The 14,514-nt window shown below is 71.5% G+C and carries 14 protein-coding genes and 1 tRNA gene; 9 read left to right on the top strand and 6 right to left on the bottom strand.

Features of this window, described 5'->3' with window-relative positions:
* Together ACWEJ6_RS00390 and ACWEJ6_RS00385 are read left to right on the top strand one after the other, a co-directional pair.
* Positions 1-822, top strand: coding sequence for a carbohydrate ABC transporter permease (locus tag ACWEJ6_RS00390; RefSeq protein ID WP_358288097.1), 822 nt, complete (start codon positions 1-3; stop codon positions 820-822).
* Positions 823-2,361, top strand: coding sequence for an amylo-alpha-1,6-glucosidase (locus tag ACWEJ6_RS00385; RefSeq protein WP_452420272.1), 1,539 nt, complete (start codon positions 823-825; stop codon positions 2,359-2,361). It abuts the gene before it with no gap.
* Here the strand turns inward: ACWEJ6_RS00385 and ACWEJ6_RS00380 are convergent.
* Positions 2,356-3,708 carry a serine hydrolase gene (locus ACWEJ6_RS00380; RefSeq protein WP_452420270.1) on the bottom strand — a complete coding sequence of 451 codons (1,353 nt, stop codon included), beginning with the start codon at positions 3,706-3,708 and terminating at the stop codon, positions 2,356-2,358. The genes ACWEJ6_RS00385 and ACWEJ6_RS00380 overlap by 6 nt on opposite strands.
* A 133-nt stretch (positions 3,709-3,841) precedes the next feature.
* On the opposite strand from ACWEJ6_RS00380, the gene ACWEJ6_RS00375 reads away from it, so the two are divergent.
* Together ACWEJ6_RS00375 and ACWEJ6_RS00370 are read left to right on the top strand one after the other, a co-directional pair.
* Positions 3,842-5,584: an ATP-binding protein gene (locus ACWEJ6_RS00375; protein WP_452420268.1), complete on the top strand. Its 1,743-nt coding sequence runs from the start codon at positions 3,842-3,844 to the stop codon at positions 5,582-5,584.
* On the top strand, positions 5,577-6,254 hold the full coding sequence (locus ACWEJ6_RS00370) for a response regulator transcription factor (RefSeq protein WP_387670744.1): 678 nt from the start codon (positions 5,577-5,579) through the stop codon (positions 6,252-6,254). Before ACWEJ6_RS00375 ends, ACWEJ6_RS00370 begins: the two co-directional genes overlap by 8 nt.
* Before the next feature lies 1 nt (position 6,255).
* Here ACWEJ6_RS00370 and ACWEJ6_RS00365 read toward each other — a convergent pair whose 3' ends face one another.
* Entirely contained in the window at positions 6,256-7,059 is an 804-nt protein-coding gene (locus tag ACWEJ6_RS00365; RefSeq protein ID WP_387670742.1) for a spermidine synthase, read from the bottom strand.
* Between the two features lie 67 nt (positions 7,060-7,126).
* Here ACWEJ6_RS00365 and ACWEJ6_RS00360 point away from each other — a divergent pair, with 67 nt between their 5' ends.
* From ACWEJ6_RS00360 to lat, 4 genes are all read left to right on the top strand, one after another.
* Positions 7,127-8,659, top strand: coding sequence for a penicillin-binding transpeptidase domain-containing protein (locus tag ACWEJ6_RS00360; RefSeq protein WP_452420265.1), 1,533 nt, complete (start codon positions 7,127-7,129; stop codon positions 8,657-8,659).
* Between the two features lie 47 nt (positions 8,660-8,706).
* Positions 8,707-9,354 (top strand): PAQR family membrane homeostasis protein TrhA, encoded by a 648-nt coding sequence (gene trhA / locus ACWEJ6_RS00355; RefSeq protein WP_452420263.1) that lies wholly within the window; start codon positions 8,707-8,709, stop codon positions 9,352-9,354.
* Positions 9,355-9,412: 58 nt separating this feature from the next.
* Positions 9,413-9,955 (top strand): HdeD family acid-resistance protein, encoded by a 543-nt coding sequence (locus ACWEJ6_RS00350; protein WP_358288076.1) that lies wholly within the window; start codon positions 9,413-9,415, stop codon positions 9,953-9,955.
* A 66-nt stretch (positions 9,956-10,021) separates the two neighbouring features.
* Positions 10,022-11,290, top strand: coding sequence for an L-lysine 6-transaminase (gene lat, locus ACWEJ6_RS00345; protein ID WP_358288073.1), 1,269 nt, complete (start codon positions 10,022-10,024; stop codon positions 11,288-11,290).
* Positions 11,291-11,319: 29 nt separating this feature from the next.
* Here lat and ACWEJ6_RS00340 read toward each other — a convergent pair whose 3' ends face one another.
* On the bottom strand, positions 11,320-12,576 hold the full coding sequence (locus ACWEJ6_RS00340) for an NAD(P)/FAD-dependent oxidoreductase (protein ID WP_452420261.1): 1,257 nt from the start codon (positions 12,574-12,576) through the stop codon (positions 11,320-11,322).
* 87 nt (positions 12,577-12,663) lie between these two features.
* Here ACWEJ6_RS00340 and ACWEJ6_RS00335 point away from each other — a divergent pair, with 87 nt between their 5' ends.
* Complete coding sequence (locus ACWEJ6_RS00335) at positions 12,664-13,332, top strand: pyridoxamine 5'-phosphate oxidase family protein (RefSeq protein WP_452420259.1); 669 nt, start codon at positions 12,664-12,666, stop codon at positions 13,330-13,332.
* 12 nt (positions 13,333-13,344) lie between these two features.
* Here ACWEJ6_RS00335 and ACWEJ6_RS00330 read toward each other — a convergent pair whose 3' ends face one another.
* The 3 genes from ACWEJ6_RS00330 to orn all read right to left on the bottom strand — a co-directional run bounded on the left by ACWEJ6_RS00330 (position 13,345) and on the right by orn (position 14,471).
* Positions 13,345-13,536: a helix-turn-helix domain-containing protein gene (locus ACWEJ6_RS00330; protein WP_452420257.1), complete on the bottom strand. Its 192-nt coding sequence runs from the start codon at positions 13,534-13,536 to the stop codon at positions 13,345-13,347.
* A gap of 197 nt (positions 13,537-13,733) precedes the next feature.
* Positions 13,734-13,809: transfer RNA gene (locus ACWEJ6_RS00325), tRNA-His, on the bottom strand.
* A gap of 68 nt (positions 13,810-13,877) precedes the next feature.
* A complete protein-coding gene (gene orn / locus ACWEJ6_RS00320) occupies positions 13,878-14,471 on the bottom strand; it encodes an oligoribonuclease (protein ID WP_357978410.1) in 594 nt (197 codons plus the stop codon).
* Between the last annotated feature and the right edge of the window lie 43 nt (positions 14,472-14,514).

Here is a 14,514-nt window from a genome sequence, read left to right as displayed (position 1 = left end):
ATGAGATCACGGCAGATCGGTCTGCACGCCGCGCTCACGGTCGGCGGGCTGCTGATGCTGTTCCCGTTCGTGTGGATGTTGTTCACCTCCGCCAAGGGCGTGCGGCAGATGATCAACGATCCGACCGCCTGGCTGCCCAACCCCTGGACCTGGCAGAACTATCCCGACGCGCTGTCGACCATGCCGTTCGGGCTGGCGTACTGGAACAGCTTCTACATCGCCGCGCTCAACGTGGTGCTCACCCTGCTCACCTCGGCCATGGCCGCCTACGCCTTCGCCCGGATCAGGTTCAGGGGCTCGGGCGTGCTGTTCGTGCTGTTCCTTGCCACGCAGATGGTGCCGGCGCAGGTGACGATCGTGCCGCTCTACCTGATGCTGGCCAAGTTCGGCTGGATCGACTCGCACCTGTCGCTGATCATCCCGACGATCGCGAACCCGTTCGCGGTGTTCCTGCTGCGTCAGTTCATCAGGGCGGTGCCGATCGAGCTGGAGGAGGCGGCCAGGATCGACGGCGCGGGCCGGTGGCGGTGCTTCTGGAGCATCGTCCTGCCCAACATCCGGCCGGGGCTCGGCGCGCTCGGCATCATCGTGTTCCTGGCGTCCTGGAACTCGTTCCTGTTCCCGCTGATCTTTCTGAACACGCCGGAGCTGGCCACCGTCCCGCTGCTGCTCAGCCAGTTCGCCCAGCAGCACGGCGCGACCGACTACGGGCAGATCCTGGCGGCCTCGGCGATCGCCGTGGTGCCGACGCTGATCGCGTTCCTGATCGGGCAGCGGAAGATCATCAACTCGATGGCCGCCTCCGGCCTGGGAGGAAAGTAAGTGCTGGACCTGCGCGAACGTCCCTTCACCGAGCGCGGCTCGCGGCTGCTCGTCATGGCGGCCGACGACGGCTCGCTGCGCGTCGCCGAGGCGCTCTACGAGACCCGGCTCGACGACACGACCGTCCGCGCCGGACTGCGGTTCTACGCCGGTTCCCGGGAGCTGCGCGTGCGCCGGGCCCTGCCCCACCGGGTGGAGTTCGACGGTGACGTGACCCTGGCCTTCGCCGACCCCGACACCCTCGTCGCGGTCGGCGAGGGCGCCAGGGCCGTCTGGGACGGCGGCGAGGCCGCCGTGGACGGCTGCCTCACCCTGGCCGGCGGGCGGACCGTCACCGACGGCGCGAAGGTGCTGGCCGAGGCCGCCGAACGCTGGGCCGCCTGGTTCGCCCGGATGCCCGCCGTCCCCGGCGAGCTGCGCGAACGCGCCGAGCAGGCCTGGTGGACGCTGGCCGTCAACCTGGTGCGCATCCAGGGCAGGGAATCCCTCATCCCCTCCAAGTACGGCTACGTCGGCCTGTGGAACTGGGACTCCTACTTCCACGCCATCGCCCTGCGGCACGCCGAGCCGGCCCTGGCCAGGGAGCAGATCCGCATCCTGCTCGACAACCAGCGTCCCGACGGCCTGATCCCCGACGTGGTGCACGACCACGGCGTGCTCGCCGAGACCACCGACCTGCCCCGCTCCGACCTGGCCCGGCTGGCCCAGCACGTCGGCGGCGAGCCGATCCGGCATGTCGTGCCCGTCACCAAGCCGCCGCTGACCGCCTGGGCGGTGTGGAAGATCCACGAGGTGGACCCCGACCCGGGCTTCCTGGCCGAGGTCTACGAGCCGCTGGTCAGGTCGCAGCAGTGGTGGTTCGCCCACTCCGACCCGGACGGCGACGGCCTGGCCGAGTACCTGCACCCGTACTCCTCGGGCCTGGACGACAGCCCCATCTGGGACGGCGGCCCGCGCGCCGAGCCCCCGGACCTCAACTCCTACCTGGCCCTCCAGTACGACCGCCTGGGCGACATCGCCGCCGCGCTCGGCAAGGACGCCGGCGAGTGGCGGGCCAGGGCCCAGGCGCTCGTGGACCGCATGGTCGAACGCCGCTGGAACGGCCGCCGCTTCGTCACCAAGGTCGCCGGCGCGGCCGACGCCGACGTGCGGACGCCGCTCGACCTCATGCCGCTGCTCACCGGCCGCCTCCCGGCCGAGATCGCCGACCGGCTGGTCCAGGATCTGACCTCGCCCGCCTTCTGGGGCGAGCGGCCGGTCCCCACGGTGGCCTTCGACGACCCGCGCTTCGACCCCGACGCCATGTGGCGCGGCCCGGTCTGGCTGAACGTCAACTACCTGCTGATCGACGGCCTGCGCCGCTCCGGCCACCCGGACGTCGCCGCCGAGCTCGCCGCCCGCACCCTGGCCATGGTCCGCGACGGCGGCGGCCTGTACGAGTACTGGAACCCCCTCACGGGACGGCGGGCGGGCCGCGCCACGACCGGCTTCGGCTGGTCCTCGGCCCTGTTCGTCGACCTCGCCCACGCCGCCCTATGAGGACGTGACCAGCCCGAACGCCCCCCGCGTCAGCACCAGCAGCTCCTGGGCCACCGGGCCCTGCTGGAAGGGGGCGTCCGGGTTCACGGCCGCCGTGGACACCACGTAGGTCCGGCCGGCGGCCGTACGGGCGAGGAAGCTCATGGTCAGCAGGCCCGGCTCCGAGCCGCCCTTGTGCCACACGACGGGCCACTGGTTCCTGTCCAGCCGCAGCCCCGCGTCGGTGATCGACAACACCTCGCCGACGCGGGCGTCCTTCAGCCGGGCCAGCCCGGCGTAGGCGCGGCAGACCTGGGCGGGCGTGGCGAACCACTCCAGCCGGTCCAGCTCGCGCGGCTCGGTCCACGGCCGCACCTTCGACAGCGGCACCTTGTCCACGACCCCGGCCAGGTAGCCGCGGCGCGCCGACGTGCCGAGCGACAGGTACCGCTCGGCGTGCCGGGGGTAGTCGGCGCCCTTGAGCACGAACAGCTCCCGGGTCGTCAGGAACGGCACGTTGCGCCGGTCGCCGCCCCACGAGCGCACGACCCGCTCGACCGCCTTGCGACCGGCCTGGTGGATCAGCAGGTCGGTGGCGGTGTTGTCGCTGATGGAGATCATCAGCCGGGCCGCCTCCAGCACCGTCACCTTGCTGTTGTCCGGACGGTTCTGCAGCTCGCCGCTCGGCAGGCTCTTCAGCTCGGGCCTGATCGTCAGCTCGGTGTCCCAGCCGAACGCGCCGCTCCTGATGCGCTCGGCCACCGCGCCGAGCACGTACAGCTTGAACATCGAGCCGAGCGGGAACGTCTTCTCGCCGGCCACCGCGTGGACCGGGCGGCAGCGGCCGTCGCCGGTCAGCTCGGCGGCCAGGAAGCCGGCCCGCGGCGCGGCCTGGCGCAGCCGCTGGTCCAGCTCCGGCCAGCTGGCCAGCGCGACGCCGGTGAACTGGATGTAGTCGACCTTCCCCGTGCCGTCCACCCCGAGCGCGAGGGTGAACGACTTGCCGGCCGCCCTGACGGTCGCCGACAACGTCCGCTCCTGGGCCTGGTCCAGCCGGTCCAGCCGCATGTCCTCGAACCCGGCCAGCGCCTGGTTGAGCTGCGCCGGTGGGATGTGGTCGAGGAAGCTCGGCGCGAAGTGCCCGGCCAGCTCGGCGTCGCCGACGGGCAGCCGGGTGACGGCCTCCAGCAGCCAGCGGAGCTGCCGGCCGACGGGGGTGTCGGGGATCTCGACCGCGGCGCTCGCCGTCGGCGTGGCGGTGGCGGACCCGGTGACGGTGGCCAGGGCTGGCACGGGCTGCGTCGCGCAGGCCGTGACCGCCACGGCCATGACGGCGGTGGCCAGTGCGGTGAACCTGTAGTGAGACATGTGCCCAGCCAACAGCCGCGGCCGGGCCCGCGCCCACCATATGCGCCGCCGTTCTCGCAGGTGAGGCTGTCCGTACCGAATGTGCGGTTAACCTCATAGACGCCCATTCGGTTTCCCCTGACGATGGTGGTCCATGAGTTCCAGGCTGCTCGCCGGGTCGCTGGCGACCATAGGCGCCGGGGGCGCCCTGGCGGGTGCGCTGCTGGGGTCCGGGCTGCCCGCGCCGCCGCAGGAATGGGCCTTCGGCGTCCTCGGCCTGGTGCTGCCCGCGCTGGGCTGGCTGCTCACCGTCCGCCGTCCCGACCTGCGGTACGGCTGGCTGTTCCTGGCCGCGGCCGCCTGCTTCGGACTCGCCGCGCTGGGCACCGGCCTGGCCGTCAGGTTCCACTACAGCGGACCGGTCGTCGTCTGGCTGTCCGCGCTCTATGCCACGTTCTACGGCCTGACCTGGATCTTCGTCCCGCTGCTCTTCCCCGACGGCCGCCTGCCGTCCCGGCGCTGGCGGCCCGTGGCCTGGATCGGCGGGGTCGCGATCGCCATGCACACGGTGGGAAACGGGCTGTTCGGCGTCGACCCGGCCCGGCCCGGCGAGCTGCCGGCCGTGCTGACGACCGGGGCGATCTGGGCGGCCCTGGCCAGCGCGCTGGGCCAGCTCCTCACCTTCCTGACGGCCGTCGTCGTCCTCGCCGGCCTCGTGGTCCGCTGGCGGCGCAGCGAGCGGGCCGAGCGCGGACAGTACGCCTGGATGGTCGCCGGCACCGCCGTCCAGCTCTGCGCGGGCGTGCTGCTGCTGTTCCTGCTGGACGCCCGGTTGTGGGGCGCCGTGGTGATCGGCCTGCTCACGGTGATGGCGGCGCTGCCGGTCGCCGTCCTGGTGGGGATCGTGCGGCACCGGCTGCTCGACATCCGGCTCGGCCTGCGGGGCTCCCGCCTGCACCTGATCTTCGACCTGCGGCCCACCGTGGACGAGGTGCTGTCCGGCCTCGGCACCGCGCTGGCGGCCACGCCCGAGCCGGTCGAGCAGCTCGGCAGGCTCGCCGCCGCCGTCCGCGACGGGCTGGAGGCCAGGTGGGCGGCCGTGACGCTGGCCGACGGGACCCGGGTGGCCGCGGGCGAGGAGGAGGGCGGGACGGCGCTGACCGTGCCGGTGCGCGGCGGCCTCGGACGCATCGAGCTCGGCCCGCGCCGCGCCGGCCGGTACGACCGGGAGGACCGGCGCCTCCTGGAGGCCCTGGCCGTGCCCGCCGGGCTGGCCATCCAGAGCGCCGGGCTGGTCGCCCGCCTGGTCAACGCCCAGGAGGCCGAGCGGCGGCGGATCGAGCGCAACATCCACGACGGCGTGCAGCAGCAGCTCGTCGCGCTCATCGCCGGGCTGGAGCTGGCCCGCGTCACCGGCGCCGGCCCCGACGCGCTGGCCCGCCTGCGCGAGCAGGCCCGCCAGACGCTCACCGACCTGCGCGAGCTGGCCGCCGGCATCCATCCGTCGGCTCTCAGCCAGGGCGGCCTGGTGGAGGCCGTGGAGGAACGCTGCTCCGGGCTGCCGGTGCCCACGACCGTCACCGCCGACCCCGGGCTGCGGGCCCGCCGTTTCGCCGACGAGGTCGAGGGCGCGATGTACTTCACCGTCAGCGAGGCCGTCGCCAACGCGCTCAAGCACGCCGCCGCCGCCAGGATCGAGGTACGCCTGACCCTGGCGCCGGGCCGGGTACGGGCCACCGTCGCCGACGACGGCAGGGGCTTCGACCCGGCCACCGCCGCCCGCCGCGGCCTGGCCACGCTCGCCGACCGCCTGGACGCGCTGGGCGGCGGCATGGAAGTCCACAGCGAGCCCGGAAAGGGGACACGCATGCACGCGTGGGTGCCGGCCGATGCCTGAGCCCGTCCGCACGGTCGTCGCCGACGACCACTACCTGGTGCGCGAGGGCACCCGGCAGCTGCTCGAACTGTCCGGCGAGGTGACCGTCGTGGGCGCGGTCGGCGACGCCGACGAGCTGCTGGACGCCGTGCGCCGGCTGGAGCCGCAGGTCGTCGTCACCGACATCCGCATGCCCGGCGGCGAGTGGCGGCCGGGCTTCGAGGGCATCGACGCGGCCCACCGCATCAGGGCCGGCCACCCCGGCACCGGCGTGGTGGTGCTGTCGCAGTTCTCCGACGCCCTGTTCGCCTTCGAGCTGTTCAAGCACGGGACGGCCGGGTTCGCCTACCTGCTGAAGGACCGCGTGGGCGATCTCGACGAGCTGCTCGGCGCGATCCGGGCGGTCGCCGGGGGCGGCTCGGTCATCGACCCCAAGGTGGTCGAGGGCCTGCTGGCCAGGCGCGAGGTCCGCGGGCAGGGGGAGTCGCTGACCCCGAGGGAGCGGGACGTGCTGCGCGAGATGGCCCACGGCCGCTCCAACGCCGGCATCGCCCGTGCCCTGCACCTGTCGATCTCGTCGGTGGAGAAGAACGTGAACGCCATCTTCACCAAGCTGGGGCTGGAGAACAGCGGCGACGTGCACCGGCGGGTGGCCGCCGTCCTGGCCTACCTCGGCCCGGCCGACCGCTGACTCAGCCGAAGACGGCCGGGGGCGGGACCGGGGCGAGCACGGCGTCGCCGTCCTTGATGGGGTAGGCGCCGCCGATGAAGTTCTTCAGCGTCTCCCCGTGCACGCAGCGCGCCTGGGTGAGGCCGCCGGCCGCGCGCCGGGACAGCAGGTCGAGCGGCAGCTCCGTGCGCGAGGCCGCGACGATCAGGTTGCCGAACCGGCGGCCCCGCATGATCCCCGGCTCGGCCAGCAGCGCCACGTGCCGGAACGCGTCGCACACCGTGGCCAGCAGCCGCTTGGCGAACGCCAGGCCCTTGCCGTCGGCCATGTTGATCAGCAGCGTGCCGTCGGGGCGCAGCACGCGGGCCAGGTCGCCCATGTACTCCGCGGTGGCCAGCTCCACCGGCATCGTGGCGCCGGTGAACGCGTCGAGCACGACCAGGTCGGCCGAGTCGTCCCACACCTTGGCCGTGCCCTCGCGGCCGCCGGCCACGATGACCTTCAGCCGGGGGACCGAGCGCAGGTCGAGCTGCTCGCGGACCAGGTTGACCAGCAGGCCGTCGGGCTCGATCACGATGTGCCGGGAGCCGGGGCGGGTGGCCGAGACGTAACGCGGGATCGTGCACGCGCCGCCCCCGACGTGGACGCAGCTCAGCGGCCCCTCCGGCAGGAGGTCGATGACGTCCGCCATGAGCCGGACGTACTCGAAATCCAGAAATGTCGGGTCTTGTAGGTCAACGTACGACTGAGGTACGCCATCCTTGGACAGCACCCAGCCGTCCTGCCTGTCCAGGTCCCGGAGAAGCTCGACCTCGCCGAACGTCACCGGATAAAGGCCAGGCATCGGTTCCCGCTGTCCACGTGCCACGCTGATCCCTCCCTGGGAGAACCGTATGCGACGCAAGAGGCTGATTGTGCTCGTCATCGCGGTTGTCGCGGTATTGGGGGCGGGCGCCTTCGCCGTTCTGGCCGCCGGGCAGGTCAAGGGCAGCGCCGCCAAGACCGCCGCCGCCTACTTCGACGCCTGGCGGAAGGGGGACGTCGCGGGCATGGCCCTGCTGGTCGACCGGCCGCCGGCCGACTTCTTCGACCGGCACCGCGAGCTGTCGCAGAACCTGCACGTCGAGTCGATCCGGCTCACGCCGGGGCCGGTGCGCGGCACGGGGGAGGAGTCGGCCGAGGTGCGCTTCACGGGCGTGCGGGAGCTGACGGACCTCGGGTCGTGGCCGTTCGACAGCACGCTGCGGCTGGGCGTGCGCGACCGGGCCTGGCGGGTGCTGTGGACGCCCGAGACGCTGCACCCGCTGCTCAAGGACGGCGGCACGCTGGAGGTGGAGGAGGTCGAGGCCCCGGCTGCCGAGCTGGTGACCAGCGAGGGCGCCAAGATCCCCAACGACAGTTACGCCGACGCCTACCTCAACCCGCTCAAGCCCGAGTTCGCCAAGGCCAACCACGGGCTGGAGCTGGTGTCGCGGATGCCGGGACGGCCCGACAAGACGCTGCTGACCCGCCTGCCGAAGGCGAACGTCGAGCGCACCACCCTGTCGCAGCCGGTCCAGGCCGCCGCCGCGCGGGCCCTGGACGGCGTGGCGAACTCCTCGATCGTGGTGCTCAGGCCGAGCACGGGCGAGATCCTGGCCCTGGCCGACCGGCTGGAGGACAACTTCAGCGCGGTGCGCGACGCCTTCCCGCCCGGCTCCACGTTCAAGACGATCGTCGCCGCCGCGCTGCTGGAGAAGGGGGTCGCCACGGGCGACGAGATGGGCTGCCCGGCCTCGTACGCGCCGGACTTCGCGGCGGCGATCAGCAACGACGGCGACGTGGACCGGGGGACCGTGACCTTCGCCGACGCCTACGCCTACTCCTGCAACACCACGTTCGTCGAGCAGGCCACCAGCCGGCTGTCCATGGAGGACCTGCGCAGGACCGCCGCCCGCTGGGGGTTCGACCGGCCGATGGCGACCGGCGTGGGCGGCCGGTGCGGCACGATGCAGCAGACCGACGACACGGACATGTTCTCCCTGGACGTCATCGGCCAGGGCACGGTGGTGGCCACCCCGCTGTGCATGGCCGCCGTGGCCGCCGCCGTGCAGAGCGGAACCTGGCGCTCGCCCCGCCTGCTGTCGGAGGACGACGTGCGCCGCGTGGACGGCGAGCCGTTCCCCGACGTCAAGCTGGACGAGGGGGTGGTCGGGGCGTTGCGGGAGATGATGGCCGCCGTCGTGGACCACGGGACGGCGAGCCAGGCCGGCCTGCCGGAGGGCGTGGCGGGCAAGACGGGCACCGCCGAGGTGCAGGACCAGACGTCGCACGGCTGGTTCATCGGCTACCGGGGCGACCTGGCCTTCTGCGTGTTCGTCAGGAACGGCGGATCGGGCCGCTCGGCCGCGGTGCCGATCGCCGTGCGCTTCCTGAACGGCCTGTGACCTTTGGCACTTCAGCTCAATCCGTAACCTACGGTACCGTAGGTTACATGACGACCATCACCGTGAAGCCGAGGCTGCGTGGCTGGTTGCACACCGGGGCGCTGCCGGTGACGCTGGTGGCCGGGTTCGTGCTCGTGGCGCTCGGCCCGACCCTGCAGGCCCGGCTGGCAGCAGGGGTCTACGCGATCACCTCGGGGCTGCTGTTCGGCATCTCGGCGACCTACCACCGGGGCACGCTGGGGCCGCGCCTGGCCGAGGTGCTGCGCAGGTTCGACCACGCCAACATCTACCTGATCATCGCGGGCACGTACACGCCGTTCGGGCTGCTCGCCCTCGACGGCGCGGCCAGGGTCGCCGTGCTCTCGGTGGTGTGGGGCGGCGCGCTGGCCGGGGTGCTGTTCCGGGTGTTCTGGATGAACGCGCCGCGCTGGCTCTACACCGTCCTGTACCTGGCGCTGGGCTGGACGGCGATCTTCGTGATGCCGCAGCTGCTCGCAGGGGCCGGGGTGGCCGCCGTCGTGCTGGTGGCCGTGGGCGGGGTGTTCTACTCGGCGGGCGCGATCGTCTACGGGCTGCGCCGCCCCGATCCGTCGCCGCGCTGGTTCGGCTTCCACGAGGTCTTCCACGCCTGCACGATCGCCGCGTACCTGGTGCAGTACATCGCGGTGTCGATCGTGGTCTATTCCCACATGTAGGTCGACATTTGACCCGGCACTGGTCTCTTTTCGCATGAATCACGGAAAGCAGACCAGTATGCAGGAACTTTCGCGTTCGTGGTGGCTGCTGCTCGTCCGTGGCATTGCCGCGATCATCTTCGGTGTGCTGGCGTTGATCTGGCCGGGGATCACTCTGCTGGTGCTGGTGATCTTCTTCGGTGCGTACGCCATCGTCTCCGGCGTCTTCGAGCTCTTCGCCGCCTTCCGGCACGGCGCCCGGTCGCGGGCCTGGCTGATCTTCTCCGGCATCGTCGGCATCGTGGCCGGCATCATGGCCTTCGCCTGGCCCGGGATCACCTCGCTCGCGCTGCTCTACCTCATCGCCTTCTGGGCCATCGTCTCCGGAATCTCCGAGATCGTGGCGGGCGTGCGGCTGCGCAAGTCCATCGAGAACGAGTGGATGTTCATCATCGCCGGCATCCTGTCGGTGATCTTCGGTGTGCTGCTCATCATCTGGCCCGGCGCCGGAATGCTGAGCCTCGTCTGGCTGATCGGCATTTTCGCGATCCTGTATGGAATCGCGATGATTGTGCTGTCACTTCGTTTGAAGAAGTTCACTCGCGGGGCAGGAATACCGTAAATTTTACGGATACGACCGGGTTCCCTGGATGGAACCTCCGGCCTGTCTCACGACATTGGAGAAGGCATGGACGTACACACCCGCCTTGCCCGTCACCTGCTCGTCGATGGCTACCGTCTCGTCCTCGATCTCGAACTCAGCCGTGGCTCCTGGTTGGTGGACGCCCGCAACGGCCGCCGCTACCTGGACTTCTACACCTTCTTCGCGTCCGCCCCGCTCGGTGTGAACCCGCCCTTCGACCCCGACTTCGCCGCCCTGCTCGGCCAGGTCGCCCGGAACAAGCCCGCCAACCCCGACATCTACACCGAGCACCTGGCCGACTTCGTCGACACGTTCGTCCGCGTGCTCGGCGACCCCGAGCTGCCCCACCTGTTCTTCGTCGAGGGCGGCGCCCTGGCCGTGGAGAACGCGCTCAAGACCGCCTTCGACTGGAAGAGCCGGCGCAACGAGGCCGCCGGCCGCCCCCGCGACCTGGGCACCAAGGTCATGCACCTGACCCGCGCCTTCCACGGCCGCAGCGGCTACACGCTGAGCCTGACCAACACCGAGCCGGGCAAGACCGACCGCTTCCCCAAGTTCGACTGGCCGCGCATCGACGTGCCGGCCATCCACCTCGGCGACGTCGAGGCCGCCGAGGAACGCGCGCTGGCCCAGGCCAGGGCCGCCTTCGAGCGTCACCCGCACGACATCGCCTGCTTCATCGCCGAGCCGATCCAGGGCGAGGGCGGCGACAACCACATGCGCGGCGAGTTCCTGCGCGCCATGCAGGCCCTGTGCCACGAGCACGACGCCCTGTTCGTCCTGGACGAGGTCCAGACCGGCGGCGGCACCACCGGCACGCCCTGGGCCTACCAGCAGCTCGGCCTGGCCCCCGACGTGGTGGCCTTCGCCAAGAAGGTGCAGGTCGGCGGGATCATGGCCGGTCGCAGGGTCGATCTGGTGGCCGACAACGTCTTCCAGCTCAGCGGCCGGATCAACTCCACGTGGGGCGGCGGCCTGGTGGACATGGTCCGCAGCCGCGGCCTGCTGGAGATCATCGAGCGCGACGGCCTGATCGCGCGGGCCGGCACGCTCGGCGGCGTCCTGCTCGAACGGCTCACCAAGCTGGAGGCCGAGCACCCCGACACGGTCTCGGGCGTGCGCGGCAGGGGCCTGATGTGCGCCTTCGACCTGCCCGACCAGGCCGCCAGGGACGGCTACGTGACCCGGCTCAGGGAGGAGCACGGCGTGCTGGCGCTGCCCTGCGGGCCCCGGTCCGTCCGCCTGCGCCCGGCGCTGAACATCCCCGAGGCCGACCTCGAACACGGCCTCGGCGCGCTGTCGGCCGCGCTCTGATCGCCGCTCACCCGGCACTCACTCGGCACTCACTCGGTGGAGGCGATGCTGGTGGCGCTGCGGCGCGGCCCGCCGTAGCGCCAGAAGAAGTTCAGCAGCACGCTGACCCGGTTGCGCCCGCCCAGCAGGTACGCCACGTGCACGAAGATCCAGGCCAGCCAGGCGGGCAGGCCGCGCATGGTCAGCCCGTTGCGCAGCTGGAGCACCGCCTCGGCCTTGCCGACCGTGGCCATGATCCCGGGGTCGCGGTAGGAGAAGCGGCCGATCGGCCGCCCGTGCGCCGCGGCCAGGATCTGCCTGCCCACGTGCTTGCCCATCTGGATGGCCGGCTGGGCGAGCTGGGGCAGCGGGTCCGGCTGTCCGGCCAGATCGCCGGCCACGAAGATCTCGGGATGGCCGGGCACGCTGAGTGCGTCGGTGAGCGTGATCCGGCCGCCCTTGCCCTGCGGCAGCCCCCAGTCGGTCACCTCCTTGGGCGCGGTGACGCCGAGGGCCCAGACGGTCACGTCGCTCGGCAGGCGCGTCCCGTCCTCCAGGATGACGGCGTCCGGCTCCACGCCCGCCACCGTGGCTCCCAGGCGCATCCGGACGCCTCTCCTGCGCAGCGCCTCGGCCGCCGCGTCCCGCAGCCGCGGCTTGTACGGCGCCAGCACGTAGTCGAACCGCTCGACCAGGGTGACGCTCGTCTGGTCGGGCCGGATCTCGGGATGCGTCAGCGGCACCGTACGGCGGCGCAGCTCGGCCAGCGTGCCCGCGGTCTCCACGCCGGTCGCGCCGCCGCCCACCACCACGACGTGGGCGCTCTCGCGCCGGCCCGCCGCGGTGTCCTCCAGGCAGTGCTGGAGATGCCGCCGCAGGTCGGCCGCGTCGCGCAGCGAGTAGATCGGCAGCGCGTTCTCCTCGGCGCCGGTCACGTGGACCCAGTTGGTGGTGACGCCGGTGGCGATCACCAGGTAGTCGTAGTCGAGGGTGGAGCCGTCCGCGAACTCCACCCGCCGGTCGTTCGGGTGCACCTTGCTCAGCGCGGCCCGGTGGGCGCGGACGTTCGGCCACTTCGCGGCGAACGTACGGATCGGGTAGGAGACGTCGGAGGTGCCCATCCCCGCCGTGGCCACCTGGTAGAGCAGGGGCTGGAAGGTCGAGTAGGGGTTCCGGTCCACGAGCGTGACCAGGGCGCCGCCCTTGGCCAGCTCCCGCGTCGCGGCCAGGCCGGCGAAGCCCGCCCCCACGACGACGACGCGCGCTCTCCGCACCATGACCACGTCCCTTCCCGGATTGCGTTCCATGGTCCATATGGCACCCAGAGCATCGGTTAAACCATTTCTGCCGTAGACACCACCGGGAAGAGGGGAGATCCGGGGTAGGGCACCGGTATGTCTGAGCAAGTGACCACGATGGAACGCCTGGGCCGCCGGATAGCCGAACGTCGGGAATCGCTGAACCTGAGCCGGCAGGAGCTGGCCGAGAGGTCCGGCGTGGCGGTCGGCTACGTCGCCTATCTGGAGGACCAGTCCGGCATCTCGGTACGCGAGGCCCTGGCCCGCCTGGCCGAGGCGCTGGAGACCACCGTGGAGGGACTGCTCGGGGAGGTGGCCGAGCCCGCCGGCGCGGGGCCGGCCGCGGCGCACCCCACGCTGGTGCCGCTGGCGGAGGAGGAGTGCCTGCGCCTGCTGCGGCCCGGGGGAGTGGGCCGGATCGCCTTCGAGGGCCGCTACGGCCTGACCGTGCTGCCGGTGAACTTCCGGATGTCGGAGGGGGCGATCGTGTTCCGCACCGCGGCGGGCGGCAGCACCGACGAGGACCTGAGCACGGGTGTGGAGGACGTCGAGTACGAGGTCGCGTTCGAGGTCGATCGCATAGAGGAGCTGACGCGGGGCGGCTGGAGCGTGCTCGTCCACGGCTCGCTGCACCACGTCACGACCGAGGACGAGCAGGCCGAGGCGGCGAGCACGGGCGTCGAGCCGTGGGCCGGCGGGCGGCGCCAGCACTACCTGAAGATCAGGCCCACCCGCCTGACCGGCCGCCGGATCACGACCGGCTGAACCCCCGCCGGGTCAGGAGCCGTTCTTCCTGAGCGACAACCACAGTCCGATGGCCGTGACCCGGGAGTCGACGCCGAGCTTGGCGTAGATCCGGTTGACGTGGTTCTTCACGGTCTTCTCGCTGAGGAACAGGCATTGGGCGATCTGGCCGTTGGACCGGCCCGAGGCGATCAGATCCATGACCTCGGCCTCGCGTTTGCTCAAGGAGGTGATCACACTGTCGAACGCTGCGTCGTCGACTCTCATCCGGCCTCCGGGGGCGCGCAGACGGTCTGATCGCCGATGGCCCCCGTGCTTCCGGCGTTAGCGGTAGACAGCGAGCATAACTCGCATTGTCCTGATTTGGGGGCGTTGTCGGGAGAAAACGACAACAGCCGGTCCCGAGGGACCGGCTGTGTGCTTGGGGTGAGTGAAGGGACTTGAACCCTCGACATCCAGGACCACAACCTGGCGCTCTGCCAACTGAGCTACACCCACCATGGCCGCCCGCTCCGTGACGGCACAGGAAAAGTGTAGCGGGGTTCGGGAGTCTTTACGCCATCCAATTAGCCGCTGACCCGCTCGGCGAGTTGCCGGGCGGTCGCCGAGTCGGGGCCGGGCTGCGCCACGAAGATCGCCGCGCGGTAGTAGCGCAGCTCCCTGATGCTCTCCTTGATGTCGGCGAGCGCGCGGTGGCCGCCCTGCTTCTCGGGGGCCGCGAAGTAGACCCGCGGGTACCAGCGGCGCACCAGCTCCTTGATCGACGACACGTCGACCATGCGGTAGTGGAGCCAGGCGTCGACCCCGGGCATGTCCCTGGCGATGAACGTGCGGTCGGTGCCGATCGAGTTGCCGCACAGCGGCGCCTTCTTCGGCTCCGGCACGTGCCGCCGGATGTAGTCGAGCACGAGCGACTCCGCCTCGGCCAGCGTGACGCCGCCCGGCAGCTCGGGCAGCAGGCCCGAGGCGGTGTGCATCTCGCGCACGACCTGCGACATCTGCTCCAGCGACTCCGGCGGCGGCTTGATGACCACGTCGACGCCTTCGTCGAGCTGATTGAGCTCGCTGTCGGTGATGACACAGGCCACCTCGACCAGCGCGTCGCGCCCCAGGTCGAGCCCGGTCATCTCGCAGTCGATCCAGACCAGCACGTCACTCATTCGATCTCCTCGCCCAGCGGCTCGGAGCAATCCGCCCGCTTGT

It is taken from the genome of Nonomuraea sp. NPDC004702 (genome assembly GCF_053601695.1).
The sequence above is the reverse complement of the archived record's forward strand: the minus strand, read 5'-3'. Positions and strand labels throughout refer to the sequence as shown.

Coding starts and splice junctions, on each gene's coding strand:
- ACWEJ6_RS00390 (WP_358288097.1), top strand. CDS start 1: ATGAGATCACGGCAGATCGGTCTGCACGCCGCGCTCACGGTCGGCGGG.
- ACWEJ6_RS00370 (WP_387670744.1), top strand. CDS start 5,577: ATGCCTGAGCCCGTCCGCACGGTCGTCGCCGACGACCACTACCTGGTG.
- ACWEJ6_RS00375 (WP_452420268.1), top strand. CDS start 3,842: ATGAGTTCCAGGCTGCTCGCCGGGTCGCTGGCGACCATAGGCGCCGGG.
- ACWEJ6_RS00350 (WP_358288076.1), top strand. CDS start 9,413: ATGCAGGAACTTTCGCGTTCGTGGTGGCTGCTGCTCGTCCGTGGCATT.
- ACWEJ6_RS00360 (WP_452420265.1), top strand. CDS start 7,127: ATGCGACGCAAGAGGCTGATTGTGCTCGTCATCGCGGTTGTCGCGGTA.
- ACWEJ6_RS00335 (WP_452420259.1), top strand. CDS start 12,664: ATGTCTGAGCAAGTGACCACGATGGAACGCCTGGGCCGCCGGATAGCC.
- lat (WP_358288073.1), top strand. CDS start 10,022: ATGGACGTACACACCCGCCTTGCCCGTCACCTGCTCGTCGATGGCTAC.
- trhA (WP_452420263.1), top strand. CDS start 8,707: ATGACGACCATCACCGTGAAGCCGAGGCTGCGTGGCTGGTTGCACACC.
- orn (WP_357978410.1), bottom strand. CDS start 14,471: ATGAGTGACGTGCTGGTCTGGATCGACTGCGAGATGACCGGGCTCGAC.
- ACWEJ6_RS00340 (WP_452420261.1), bottom strand. CDS start 12,576: ATGGAACGCAATCCGGGAAGGGACGTGGTCATGGTGCGGAGAGCGCGC.
- ACWEJ6_RS00380 (WP_452420270.1), bottom strand. CDS start 3,708: ATGTCTCACTACAGGTTCACCGCACTGGCCACCGCCGTCATGGCCGTG.